Origin of the sequence: Kineosporia succinea, from assembly GCF_030811555.1 — a bacterium.
In the GTDB taxonomy this organism is placed as follows: domain Bacteria; phylum Actinomycetota; class Actinomycetes; order Actinomycetales; family Kineosporiaceae; genus Kineosporia; species Kineosporia succinea.
Genome location: NZ_JAUSQZ010000001.1, coordinates 5,289,446 through 5,301,750, shown reverse-complemented (window position 1 = coordinate 5,301,750; position 12,305 = coordinate 5,289,446). Strand labels below are relative to the sequence as shown.

The 12,305-nt window shown below is 72.9% G+C and carries 10 protein-coding genes; 8 read left to right on the top strand and 2 right to left on the bottom strand.

Going from position 1 to position 12,305, the window contains the following annotated elements; translation table 11 throughout:
* The first annotated feature begins 31 nt into the window (after positions 1-31).
* The 3 genes from J2S57_RS23050 to J2S57_RS23040 all read left to right on the top strand — a co-directional run bounded on the left by J2S57_RS23050 (position 32) and on the right by J2S57_RS23040 (position 3,563).
* Entirely contained in the window at positions 32-1,126 is a 1,095-nt protein-coding gene (locus tag J2S57_RS23050; RefSeq protein WP_307246455.1) for a LacI family DNA-binding transcriptional regulator, read from the top strand.
* A 3-nt stretch (positions 1,127-1,129) separates the two neighbouring features.
* Positions 1,130-2,953 carry a heparinase II/III domain-containing protein gene (locus J2S57_RS23045; protein ID WP_307246453.1) on the top strand — a complete coding sequence of 608 codons (1,824 nt, stop codon included), beginning with the start codon at positions 1,130-1,132 and terminating at the stop codon, positions 2,951-2,953.
* A gap of 67 nt (positions 2,954-3,020) precedes the next feature.
* Positions 3,021-3,563, top strand: coding sequence for a hypothetical protein (locus J2S57_RS23040; protein WP_307246451.1), 543 nt, complete (start codon positions 3,021-3,023; stop codon positions 3,561-3,563).
* A 62-nt stretch (positions 3,564-3,625) separates the two neighbouring features.
* Here J2S57_RS23040 and J2S57_RS23035 read toward each other — a convergent pair whose 3' ends face one another.
* Positions 3,626-4,408, bottom strand: coding sequence for an MBL fold metallo-hydrolase (locus J2S57_RS23035; RefSeq protein WP_307246450.1), 783 nt, complete (start codon positions 4,406-4,408; stop codon positions 3,626-3,628).
* A gap of 93 nt (positions 4,409-4,501) precedes the next feature.
* Between J2S57_RS23035 and J2S57_RS23030 the strand changes: the two genes are divergently transcribed.
* The 3 genes from J2S57_RS23030 to J2S57_RS23020 all read left to right on the top strand — a co-directional run bounded on the left by J2S57_RS23030 (position 4,502) and on the right by J2S57_RS23020 (position 7,788).
* Positions 4,502-5,584: an endonuclease/exonuclease/phosphatase family protein gene (locus tag J2S57_RS23030; protein WP_307246448.1), complete on the top strand. Its 1,083-nt coding sequence runs from the start codon at positions 4,502-4,504 to the stop codon at positions 5,582-5,584.
* Between the two features lie 78 nt (positions 5,585-5,662).
* Positions 5,663-6,271, top strand: a complete 609-nt coding sequence (locus J2S57_RS23025; protein WP_307246446.1) for a DedA family protein — start codon at positions 5,663-5,665, stop codon at positions 6,269-6,271.
* Positions 6,272-6,303: 32 nt separating this feature from the next.
* Positions 6,304-7,788: a hypothetical protein gene (locus tag J2S57_RS23020; protein ID WP_307246444.1), complete on the top strand. Its 1,485-nt coding sequence runs from the start codon at positions 6,304-6,306 to the stop codon at positions 7,786-7,788.
* Positions 7,789-7,828: 40 nt separating this feature from the next.
* Here the strand turns inward: J2S57_RS23020 and J2S57_RS23015 are convergent, their stop codons facing one another.
* Complete coding sequence (locus J2S57_RS23015; protein ID WP_307246442.1) at positions 7,829-9,442, bottom strand: flavin-containing monooxygenase; 1,614 nt, start codon at positions 9,440-9,442, stop codon at positions 7,829-7,831.
* Positions 9,443-9,577: 135 nt separating this feature from the next.
* Here J2S57_RS23015 and J2S57_RS23010 point away from each other — a divergent pair, with 135 nt between their 5' ends.
* Together J2S57_RS23010 and J2S57_RS23005 are read left to right on the top strand one after the other, a co-directional pair.
* Positions 9,578-10,399 (top strand): alpha/beta hydrolase, encoded by an 822-nt coding sequence (locus J2S57_RS23010; protein WP_307246440.1) that lies wholly within the window; start codon positions 9,578-9,580, stop codon positions 10,397-10,399.
* Positions 10,400-11,343: 944 nt separating this feature from the next.
* Positions 11,344-12,216 (top strand): pentapeptide repeat-containing protein, encoded by an 873-nt coding sequence (locus J2S57_RS23005; protein ID WP_307246438.1) that lies wholly within the window; start codon positions 11,344-11,346, stop codon positions 12,214-12,216.
* Positions 12,217-12,305: the final 89 nt, after the last annotated feature.

Genomic DNA, 12,305 nt, shown 5'->3' with positions numbered 1-12,305 from the left:
CCGCCGTGCGTCACCGTGAGGGGGAGGTCGAGTGAGCGCGGGACCGGAGTCCGAACGCCCGCTCCTGGCCGTCGATCGTCAGCAACAGCTGCTCGACCTGATCCAGCAGCGGGGCACCGTGCGGGTGGCGGAGCTGGTGACCGAACTGGACGTCGCGGCCGCCACGATCCGCCGGGACATCGCCGCACTGGCTGCCGACGGGCTGGTGCAGCGTGTGCACGGCGGGGCCACGACCGCCCGGGCCGATGCGGTGCCGAGCGAAAGTCTGCTCGAGACCGGAATTCTCGGCATGCTCGTGCCCTCCCTGGACTACTACTGGCCCGGCATCGTGCGCGGCGCCGAGGTGGCCGCCCGCGAGAACGGCCTGCGAGTGGTGCTGCGCGGGTCGTCGTACACCATCGACGACGAGCGCCCCCACCTCACCCGCCTGCTCGAGCAGGGCGCCGGGGCGATCCTGGTGTCACCGAGCCCGGCCAGCCCACACCTCGCGGAAACCGTCGACCAGCTGGGCGATCTCGACGTCCCGGTGGTGGTCGTGGAGCGGCCCGGGCTCGCCGAACCGGCCGGGCGGCCGTTCGAGCACGTGCACTCCGACCACGCGTTCGGCGGCGCCCGGGCCACGAAACACCTTCTCGCGCTCGGACATCGCCGCATCGCGTTCGCCTGCCCGCCGGAGAGCCCGACCGGCCCGGCCGTGCGGGAGGGCTGGTCGCGGGTGCTCGACACGCTCGACGTGCCCACCGCGTCCCGCATCGATCTCAGCATCCCGCAGCACGGTTCCACGATCTCCGAGACCGCCGTCGACCACGTGGTCGACGAGCTCCTGGCCTCCGGCTCGACCGCCGCGCTGGTGCACGCCGACGCGCACGCGATCGCGATCGTGCAGCGCCTCGAGGACCGCGGATTCTCCGTGCCCGCCGACCTTTCCGTGGTGGCCTACGACGACGAGTTCGCCAGCCTGTTCAGCCCGTCACTCACGGCCGTGCGGCCGGCCCGGGCCGCGATCGGGCGCGCCGCGGTCGAACTGGCCGCCGCCCGGCTGGCCGATCCGGACCGCCCCACCCACCGGGTCGTCGTGCTGCCCACCCTGCACGTGCGCGAGTCCAGCGCCGGACCGAAGGGATGAGACGTGAGCACCGGACCTCTGGGCGAGCTCTGGCCCGACATCACATCCGAGCTGCTGCTGCCACCTGATCAATGCCTTCCGCTGGGGGGCCATTTCACTGACACCGCTGATCTGGTTGCCCGGGCCGAGCTCGACCGGGGTCATCCCTGGCCCCAGCCCCTGGCCCACGCCGCCGCGCGGTTCGTGCTCGACGGTGACCGGGAGGAGTACCAGGAGGCGGTCTTCGAGCGTCAGTGGCGGCTGAGCCGGGCGGTCGTGGCGGCCCTGGTCACCGAGGAGACGCACTGGCTCGACGAGGTGGCCGACGGGGTCGTGCTGCTGTGCGAGCAGAGCTCCTGGTGCTGGCCCGCCCACGACGACAGCTGGCCCGCACACGGGTCGGTGCTGCCCGTGATGTCCTCCCCGTACCTGGATCTCGGCGCCGGGGAGGTCGCCGGGCAACTCGCCTGGGTCGACGCGGCGCTCGGACCGGCCCTCGACGAACGGTTCCCGGGACTGCGAGCGCGCATGCGGCACGAGGTGCGGGTGCGGGTGGTCGAGCCGTTCCTGAACCGCCGCGACTGGCACTGGCTGGGGCTCGACGGTGACGTGGGCAACTGGACCCCGTGGATCCACGGCAACATCCTGCTGGTCGCGCTGCGGCTGATCGACGACCCCGAACTACGCTGCCACGTGCTTGATCTCGCGGTCCGGGGGCTCGACCGGTTCGTGGCCGTGCTACCGGCCGACGGGGCGGTCGACGAGGGCTACGCGTACTGGTGGAACGGGGCCTGCCGGGCCCTGGAGGCGCTCGACCAGCTGTGTCAGGCGACCCGCGGGGTGCTGGACGCCACGTCGGTACCGGCCCTGAGGGCGACCGTGGCGTTCCCGCACCGCATGCACCTGGGCGGCGACTGGTACCTGAACCTGGCCGACGGACCGGCCCGGCCCCCGGCCGACCAGCCCTGGGCCACCCTGTTCCGGGCCGCGCGGGTGATGGGCGAGGAGTCGGCGGCGCGGCACGCGGCGGCCCGGCGCGGCGCCGCGCCGTCGGAGCGCGAGGGTCTCGGCCGTCTGCTGCTGGCCCTGACCGACCGCGAATGGGCCGATGCCGCCGTCACTTCCCCGCCGTTGCCCCGTCAGGTCTGGCTGGAGTCGATCCAGGTGCTGCTGGCCCGCCCGACCGAGGGGACGGACCGGGGGCTCACCCTGGCGGTCAAGGGCGGGCACAACGGCGAGCACCACAACCACAACGACGTGGGCCAGGTGGTCGTCGCCGCGAACGGGGTGCCGGTGGTGGTGGACGCCGGGCGGCCCACCTACACGGCCCGGACCTTCGGCCCCGACCGCTATCTCATCCCGACCATGCAGAGCGACTGGCACAGCGTCCCGCGGATCCGCGGCACGGCGCAACGGGCGGGCCGGGAGTTCGCCGCCCGCGGTGTCCGGCACCGCCTGACCGACGAGATCGACCGTCTGGAGCTGGATCTGGCCGCCGCCTACCCGGGCTTCGAGACAGATCACTGGTGGCGTTCCGCGCAGTTCGACCGGCGTTCCGGCGTCATCACCGTCACGGACGCCTGGAGCCTCACCCCGGGAACCGGCTCGTCCCAGGTGCGCTACCTGCTGGCCGGCGACGTGCACCTGACCCCGGGCCGGGCGACGGTGGTGCACGGCGACGCCTCGGTGACGCTGTCCTGGGAGTCCGGTGAGCCCGCCCGGCTCGACGTGCTGCCCCTGAACGACCCGATGCTGGCGGACGTCTGGGGCGAGCGCCTCACCCGCCTGTCGCTGGACGTCGGCGCGGCGCCGACGGGTTCCCTGAACGTCGTCGTGGAACTGCTCTGACGGTGGAGGCCGGACACGGGCCGTCCGGGTCACGGCCGGTGGGCGTTCCGGCTGCTTGAATCGGCGCATGGGGATGCACTGCGTCTACTTCGCCGCGTCCACGGACGAGGAGGCGGCCGCGACGGTGCACCGGGCGGGCGGTCCCGGGTCGCAGGACGTGCTGGTGCCCGCGCCGCGGGAGCAGCGGCGCACCTGGTTCCGGCGTCAGCCCGGTCCCGGCTCGGCGGTCGCCGTCGACGAGTCGCTGCCGGTGTTCGACAGCGTCCCGGCCCGGGGCCTGGAACCGGCGCTGCAGATGGGCTCGCTCGAGGAGCTCCTGACCGAGCGCCCGCTGCTGCCGGAGGACGAGCCCCGTCGCGGCGAGGTGCTCGCCGAGCGGGACGGGGGTCGCCTGGTCGTCCCGGTCACCGACCGGCTGCGCGACGCCCTGGCCTCCTCGACCGGTGACCAGCTCGAGGAGGTGGCCGACGCCTGGCTGCGCACGGGCGAGTTCGACGATGCGGAGGTGCTGGGCTCGGTGCTGCCGTCGCTCGCGGAACTGGCCCGCCGGGCCCAGGAGCACGGCCACCACCTGTACTGCTGGATGTCGCTGGGAGACAACCGGTCCTAGCGCAGAATCGCCGTCCCCGGCCGGCAGCGACCGCGGAACCGGCCCGGCCCGACGGGCGGCGCTCAGAGCGGGATCTCGGCGCGCTCGCCCAGGCCCAGCACCAGCGGCCGGCACTCCGGCGCGCGCTCGCGCAGGGCCTGCACGAACGCCGGGCCGCCCGCATCCATCCAGCCGCGCGGGAACCGGCCCACGACCGGCGCCCGCAGCGTGCCCCAGTGCACCGGGATCGCCACCCGCGCGCCCACCCGGGCGCAGGCCTCGGCCGCCTGCACCGGGTCCATGTGGCCCCCGGACAGGCGCGGGCCCCAGCCACCGATCGGCACCAGCGCGACGTCGACCGAGCCGCCGGCCAGCTGGGGCAGGTCGGCCATCTCGTCGTACAGGCTGGTGTCACCCGCCGCCCACACCGACAGGCCCGGCGTGATGACCAGGTGCCCGTTCACCGCGTTGGGGCGGTGCGGCATCGGGCGGTGTCCGTGATCGGCGCGCACCAGTTGCACGCGGGCCTTGGTGCCGGGCACGTCGTAGCCCCCGGCGGCGTCGAGCGGCGCCGTGACCAGGCCCTTCGTGCGCAGCCAGGCGGCGTTCCCGGGGGCGGTGACCACCGGCGCGCCGCCGACCAGCCGCAGCGAGCGCAGCTCGGCGTGGTCGTGGTGCAGGTGGCTGAGCAGAACCACGTCCGGGTCGGCCCACCGGCTTCTGGACGGTGTGGTCCCCCGCCGCCGCAGCGGGCCGTTGTGCCTGAGCAGGAGTGGGTCGGTGAGGACACGGGCACCGCCCGCCTCGATCACGACCGTGGAATGGCCCAGCCAGGTGATGGCGGGGGGCCTGCTTTCTGGTGTCACCGGGCCAGCATGCTCCACCTTCCCGGGCGCGCATCCAGACGAGCCGTTCGCCCGCGGGCCGGTTCTCAGCAACGGATCGGTAGGGTCCTCGCTGTGACGGCAGGGATCCTTACCGGCCGGCCCCTGATCGCGACGACGGCGATGCTCGGGGTGGTCGCGTACGGAGCGCTGGCCACCCTGCACGTCGTCCTGCGGCAGCTGGCCGGTGACCATTTCTCGTGGCTCTACGTGCTCAACATGCTGGCCGTGGTGCTCTGGGCGCCCGCTCTGCCGGCGCTGCTCCTGCTCCTGCTGGGCCGGTTCTGGTGGCCGGCGGTCGCGCTGTGCGTGCTGCCGGCGGTGATGTGGGCGACGACGTTCGGGCCCTACCTGGTGCCGGGCCGGGACTCGCCCGGTCAGGCCGCCACGGCCCCGGGCACCTCGGCCCCGGGCACCTCGGCCCCGGGCACCTCGGCCCCGGGCACCTCGGCCCCGGGCACCTCGGCCCCGGGCACCTCGCTGCGGGTGATCTTCTGGAACGTGAAGCCGCGCGACCCTTCGGTGGACCTGGCCGCGCTGGTGGCCGAGAGCACCCCCGACATCGTGATGATGGCCGAGCTGCCGGGTGATTTCGAGGACGAGGTGGTCGCCGCGGTGCCGAGCCTGCCGTACCACTACTTCGCCCCGGCGGTTCAGGCCGAGGTGGCGTGCTGCGGTGAGACGGCCGTGCTGTCGCGGTACCCGATCGTGGACGCGCGGACGATCGAGGGACTGCCCGCCCAGGCGCGGACGGCCGCGGTGGTGACGCTGGACGTGGACGGGACGCGGATGGACGTCGTGCCCCTGCACCTGGCCTCCCCGCTGGCCGGGCGGGGCGTGCGGGACCTGGGCAGGCAGGCCCGCTTGCGGGAGGACGAGACCGCCGTGATCGCCGACGCCCTCCGTGACCACGACGTCCCCCTGCTGGTCGGGGGTGACCTGAACTCGTCGATGGCCAACACCCCGCGGCGGCTGCTGCGCGACGCCGGGCTCGAGGACCTGCAGCTGGAGTCCGGTTCGGGTCTGGGCACGACGCGGCGCAAGCTGCGGATCGACTGGCTGTTCGCGAGCGGGCTGAGGACCGGGCGGGCGTGGACGGGCAACGCTCGCGACAGCGATCACCGTCCGGTGCTGGCCGACGTGGTGCTGCCCCGCTGATCGATGACATCCGTGCGGCCAGGACGCACGGATTCACCCGATCCGGCTTCGGGTGCGGCGGCCGGTAGCATCCGCAGGATGCACGGGATCACTGCGGCCGACGTGGCCGACGCCGCGGAGGTCTCCACCTCGCTGGGAGTGGCGGCGCTGGCCGGGCTGTTCCTGACGGTCACCCTGGGTGCGATCGTGCCGGTGGTGCCGACCGGGGCGGCGGTCAGCGCGAGTGCGGCCTACGCCTGGCACAACGAGCCCTGGGTGCTCCTGCTGGTGCTCGCGGTCGGCGCGGGCGGGGCCTATGCCGGTGACCTGGGCACCTACGCGGTGTGCCGGCTGGGCGGGCGCGCGATGGCGCGCCGTCTGCGCTGGCTGCGCGAGGACGAGCACCTGGGCGCGGTCGAGGAGCGGCTGCAGCGCAACGGGGTGCAGACCCTGCTGGTGTCGCGGCTGCTGCCCGGCGGGCGCATCCCGGTGCTGCTCGCGGCGGCCTTCCTGGGGCTCGACTGGCGCACGTTCCTGGTGGCCAACGCCCCGGCCTGCGCGCTGTGGGCGGTGGTCTACGCGGCGATCGGCACGGTCGGCGGCAGCATCTTCCCCGAGCCCTGGCAGGGGGTGGTCGCGGCGGTCGTGATCGTGCTGGTGGTGACCCAGGTCGTGGGCCTGGTGAACCGGCGCCGGTCCCCGGCCTGAGGGCACTCGGCCCAGGCTGCCAAAATATGGTCATGCGCATGGGATTCGGTGCCGCTGCGCGAGCAGGGTGGGACACGCCGCTGCGGCGGCTGAGCAGGTTCGACGGGGTGACGTTCCACCCGGTCGACGAGGCCAGCGTGACCGAGCGTCACGTGCACGTGTTCGTCCACGGCTGGCAGCCCGGTTTCCGTCTGCAGGAGCGACTGCACGCCATCACCGACCTGGTGCCCGCGCTGCCGGCCTGGGACCCGCGTCTGATCGACCCGGTCGGCCGCACGCTCAGCTCGTACCACGTGGAGCTGCTCGGGGCCCTGGCCGCGCTGGGCCCCGACCACTGTGTGCTGCACTACTCGTGGATCGACGAGTCGGCCACCGACGCCCGGGTCATGCTGGCCTACCGGTCACGGCAGGCGACGCAGGTGAACGGGCGCCGTCTCGCGGCCGGGCTGCAGCAGGTGCTCAAGAACGGCGAGTCGCAGCTGCACCTGATCGGTCACAGCCACGGCAGCGCGGTGGCGGTGCACGCGGCCGCCGCCCTGGGCCGCACGCCCCGTCAGGTCACGCTGCTCGACGCGCCGGAGAACCGGCTCAGCCGTCTGAGCGGGGCGGCGAACCTGATCGACGTGGTGCTCCCCCGCATCCGGCCCACCCGTGACGACGAGGGCCCGTTCGTGGACTCGTACGCCAGCGTGTTCGGGCGTCCGTACCACCGCAAGGGCGGGCTCTCGTCGGTCGTCGACGTGTCGCTGTACGCCGGGCTGGCGCTGAAACCAACCTTCGTGGAGGCGCTTTCCGAGGCCCACCTGTACGCCGTGGACTGGTACGCCCTGTCGGTGCGCGAGGCCGAGCGGGGTGTCGGCTACGGCTGGTCGCCCCTCTACGACGGCGATGTGAAACACCTTTCGTCGTACTACCATTCGCGAGGGCGCAAGAAACCCCTGACGCTGGGCCGCCGGGCCGGGCTGGCGCACCTGATGGGCGCCCAGCGCCCCCTGCCGGCACCCCGCCGCGACAGCCGCGTCACCGACATCGACCTGCACCTGAACCGGCGTTATCCCGCTTCCGCCAAGGTTCTACGGCTCCTGCCCGGTGACGGCCTGATCACGTTCGACGTGGAGATCGACGGGGGTGACGGGGACGAGCAGATCCTGCTCGAGCTCGACGCCGTGCCGGTCTTCATCGGACTGGCCCGCTACCCGGTGCCGCGCTCGGGCCGCTACGTGGTGCTCACCGACGGCAGCGCCGGCGAGCACCTGCTGACGGCCCGGCTGGTGACCGACGCGTCCACCCGCGCCTGGCCCCGTGTGCTGATCACGAACGTGACGATCGAGTCGTGGCCCGACGCCATGCCGGGCTTCACGATGGAACGCGTCGCGATGCGCACCTTCGTGTCCGGGCTCGTGGTCGGCGGGGCGGGCACCCTGTTCACGCAGATGCTGTGGAAGCTGCTGCGCTGGACGCTGCGGCCGCTGCCCCGGATCGTGCGGCGGATGCTGGCCGAACGGGCGCTGCGCTGAGGGGGCGATCCTCGGCGCGGTGCACGGTGCCGGGCGGCTGTCAGTTCCGCACGCGTACCCGCCGGCGTAACCGCCCGGCCCGCGACAGCACCCGCGCGGGGCCGGGATGCCCGAGCGTCAGGTCGTCGATCTGGTCGCGGTGACGCAGCACCAGCCGGGCGCCGACGTCCTGGTACGAGGCCGGGTCGACCGGCATCAGCCACTGCCGCAGCCGGGTCGGGCCGCTGACGTTCAGGCCGAGGTCGTCGAGGATCTCGTCGACGAAGTGCATCGAGAACGGCACCACGTTGGTGCCCCGGCCGTGCTTGCCCTCGGTGCGCCGCTCGGCCCAGCGCAGCTGCGCGGCCACGTGTTCGCGCATGGTCAGCTCGTCGGGCAGGGGCAGGCCGCCGAGCAGGTGGGCGGCGATCCAGACGGCGGACATCTCGGAGCCCAGCGGGCTGAAGAACGACGAGCTGTAGCCCGCGAAGGTCAGGTTCGGCACGCCGGGCGGCAGGATCTGGCGGTAGAGCGTGAAGTTGCCGCGGTCGTCCTGCAGCCGGGCGACCAGGTCGGGGGCGAAGAACGGCACCACCTGGTCGAAACCGGTTCCACAGATCACCAGATCGGCGGGAACGGTCTCGCCGTTGCCGAGACGGGCCGTCGGCTGGCCGTTCTCGGCGCCCAGCTCGTCGATCGTGGTGTCGCGGACGACCCGGATCCGGCCGTCGCGGATGCGCTCGTACAGGCCCTCGGTGACGAGACTGACGGTGCTGCGGGCGATCCGGCCGAAGTCGCCGCGCGGCACCAGGCCCAGTTCCCGCAGGCGCAGCTGGCGCACGGTGAGCGCCCCGACCGAGTTCAGCATCGCCTGGCCGACCCGGCCGCCGCCGCTGTGCATCAGGCGCTCGACGCGGGTGGGCCGGATGTAGCGGAACAGTCCCTCGCCCAGCCGGGTCAGCAGCAGGTACTTGTAGTTCAGCACGCCGCCCAGGTAGCGGGGCATCTTCCAGAGCAGCTCACGGGCGACCACCGTGGTGCTCGCCGCGACGTCGCTCACCTCGACCGCCGCGTCGCAGGCGGACTTTCCGTAGCCGACGACGAGCACGTCCCGGCCGCGGGCGTCCTCCAGGTCCGTGAAGTCCGACACCGCGCTGACCTCGCCCCCCGCGTCCTCGAACACCGTGCGCCCCGGGAAGACCGGAATCGCGGGCTGCGAGAACGTGCCGTTGGCGACCACCAGGTGATCGAAGGTGAGCGTCTCCTCGAGCTCGGCCCCGGTTCTGGCCCTGGTCCCGGTTCTGGTCCCGGTTCCGGCCCCGGCCGGGCGCACGGTCAGTGACCACGACCCGGGCCGCACCACCGTGGCCGAGACCACCTCCGTCGACAGGCGAAGTGCGGGCCCGAGCCGGAACACCTCGACGTAGCTCTCCAGATAGCGCTGCACCTGTTCCCCCGAGGGCCACTGCGGGTAGTGCGCGGGCATCGGGTGCTCGGAGAAGGCGTAGGTGCGCTTGTCGTTCTGGGTGCGCAGTCCGGGGTAGCGCCGGGTGCGGCTCCACACCCCGCCGACGTCCGGCGCCCTCTCGAACACCGTGACCTCGAACCCGCAGCGCATCAGCATCCGGGCCGTGCCCAGCCCCGCGAACCCGGCACCGATGACGGCGATCCTCATGTGTCCAACCCCCCGTTGAGACGCGATCCCGCCATGATCGCGTCTTCACCGCCCCGGGGGCCGGACCGACGCCCGGGGATGCGGCGACCGGGCCTAGACTCGGGCGCTGCTGAAGATCGACGCGGGGAGCCGGACATGTCCGAAACAGCGCCATTCCTCTTCACCCGGGTGCATCCCCCGGCCCTCTCGCCCGGTGACCACGCGCTCAGGGGACTGCTGCAGGCGGTCCGGCGCGTGCCGCGTCCGTTGCTCGCCGCGGTTCTCGAACGCGACCCGGAGACCGACCCGGTCGCGCACCTCGTGCGCAGGCTGCCGAACCTGCCGACGAACGCCCTGCGGGGGCGGCGGCTGCCGGTCAGCGCCTGGGAGACCACCGTGGCCGGGCAGCGCCTGCGCCTCTACCACCCGGCCGGCGAACTCCCGCGCAGCCTGCTGGTTCTCGTGCCCGGCACGCCGATCGCCGATTACCCGTTGCGGTTCCTGGCCTTTCACGCGCATGCGCAGGTTCTCGTCACCCCTTCAAACCTGATGGTGGACGACGCGGTCACCCTGATCCGCTGGGTCACCTCCCACACCCGGCAACTGGGCGTCGACCCCGCGCGTATCGCCCTGGGTGGTGAGGGTGCGGGTGCCGACCTGGTGGCGGCGGTGTCCCTGGCGCTGCGGTCCGACGAGCGGCGCCCGGCCCTCCAGGTGCTGCTGGGCCCCCGCACCGTGCCCGAACGGGGTGCGGACCTGTCCGGGGTGCCAACCACGTACGTGGCGTCCGCCGGCACCGAGGCCCAGCGCGCCCCCGCCCGCCGGTACGCCGAGGCCGCCCGCGAGGCGGGCGTACAGGTCACCGCCATCGAGCACGCCGACCTCCCGCGCGACTACCTGCCCTACGCCGGGCTGGGCGGCCGTTTTCTCGAAGCCTCACGACACGCTGCCTACGCCGTACGCAACGCCATGCTGTAGACAAGGCCCCCGCATGCGGCCCACGCGGCCACCACATCCACACAGCCACAGCACCTCACGCGGCTACGACACCCCGCACAGCCACAGCACCTGGGCGGCCACAGCACCGCAAACAGCCACAACACCTCACGCGACCACGACACCCCACAGCCACAACACCTGGTGCGGCCACGACACCCCACACAGCCACAACACCTCACGCGACCACGACACCGCACACAGCCGCGACACCCCCACACGGCCACAGCACCTCATGCGGCCACGGCACCTCATACGGCGGCGGCACCTCATGCGGTGGCACCTCATGCGGTGGCAGCTTCACACGGTGGTCGCGCCATGGGCTGGTGGGCCCCGGAGGGCGCGGTTCTACAGGAATCGCGGCGACCTCGCCGTATCCCTGGTGCTGGAGGCGACTGTTCGCTGCTTTCGATTATCGATAGTCGATTATCGAAAGCAGCACCCTGTCGGTTCTCGGACAGATGGGCGCGCAGGGCAAGGGGCCGGCACGGGCACACGGACGCGCATAGGAGCCGTACCCCCGAGGTACGAGGCGGTTGTGCGGAAGAGGACGCGCGGGTGGAGGCACGCGTGAGCGAAGGCGCCGGTGAGGTGGGGCCCGCGAGGGTGCGGCGCTCATGGGGCATGCACTCGTAAGCGCCATGTAGGCGAAAGTGCCACGTGGCTAAGGCACCGGTGTAGTGAGACCGGCCGTGGGTGGGACGCGCGGCTGGGGGCGTAGGGTGCGGCCCGGTCCGGCCTGGGCGGCGTGGTGGGGCGCGCGGGTGGATGTGGGTGAGCGCGCGGTGGGTGCGGGTGGGCGCGCGGGTGGGTGCGGGTGAGCGCGCGGGCGGGTGCGGGTGGGTGTGAGCACGTGCGGCGCGGTCGTTGGGCCGGGCGGGTGGCTCGGGTCGCCGGGGTTCGTGGGCTGACGAACGCTGATGGGCGTGAACAGCGTCGGTGAAGAGGATCTGGCGGGCCGGGACCTACGGCACACACGGCTGCGCGACTACAAACTGGACGGCGCCGATCTGAGCCGGTGCATCCTGCAGGGGACGGACCTGCGGGGCACCGATCTGCACGGGGCCAACCTGACCGGTGCCAATCTCGAGGGTGCCAACCTGGCCGGGGTCGACCTGCGGGCGGCCACTCTCGAGAACATCGTGCTGACCTGGGCGAACCTCAAGGGCGCGCAGCTCGGCGCGGCCGATCTGCGCGACGGGCACCTGCACGGGGCCGACCTGTGCAACGCCGACCTGCACGACGCCGACCTCGACCACGCCGATCTGGGGGATGCCGCCGTGCGCAGCGCGGACCTGCGCGGCGCCAAGCTCACCTGGGTCCGGCTGTCCGGGGCCGATCTGAAGAAGGCCGAGGCCGCCGGCGCCGACCTGGCCCACGCCAGCCTGGCCGGGGCACACCTGACCGAGACCCAGATGCTGCAGGTGATCCTGACCGAGGCCGATCTCACCGGGGCCACCGTGGCCGGCGCCGATCTGGCCGGGGCCGACCTGAAAGACGCTCGCATGCGCAGCATCACGATGGGGATGTCGGCGCGGCAGGGCATGGTGAACCTCGACCGGGCCGACCTGTCCAACGCCGACCTGCGCGACGCCCGGCTCTCGGCGGTGCGGCTCACCCACGCCGAGCTGCGCGGCGCCGATCTGAGCGGGGCGTCCGCGTTCAACGTGGAGCTGACCTACGCGCACTGGGACGACTCCACCCGCTGGGACTACCACCACGAACTGCAGATCCGGGACGCGTCCGTCCCCACCGAGGACGGCGGCTACCGGGTGGCGAAGCGTTACGTCATGCGCTGAATCGCCCGCCACCGGCGGGCCTCACATCGCTCTGACCAGGGACTGTGCCTAGACTCGCCCGCGGAGTCGAACAGTGAGGACGCATGGGC

Excerpts from the sequence above, each read along its gene's own strand:
- J2S57_RS23010 (WP_307246440.1), top strand. The coding sequence starts at position 9,578 with ATGTCCGAAACAGCGCCATTCCTCTTCACCCGGGTGCATCCCCCGGCC.
- J2S57_RS23025 (WP_307246446.1), top strand. The coding sequence starts at position 5,663 with ATGCACGGGATCACTGCGGCCGACGTGGCCGACGCCGCGGAGGTCTCC.
- J2S57_RS23015 (WP_307246442.1), bottom strand. The coding sequence starts at position 9,442 with ATGAGGATCGCCGTCATCGGTGCCGGGTTCGCGGGGCTGGGCACGGCC.
- J2S57_RS23020 (WP_307246444.1), top strand. The coding sequence starts at position 6,304 with ATGCGCATGGGATTCGGTGCCGCTGCGCGAGCAGGGTGGGACACGCCG.
- J2S57_RS23040 (WP_307246451.1), top strand. The coding sequence starts at position 3,021 with ATGGGGATGCACTGCGTCTACTTCGCCGCGTCCACGGACGAGGAGGCG.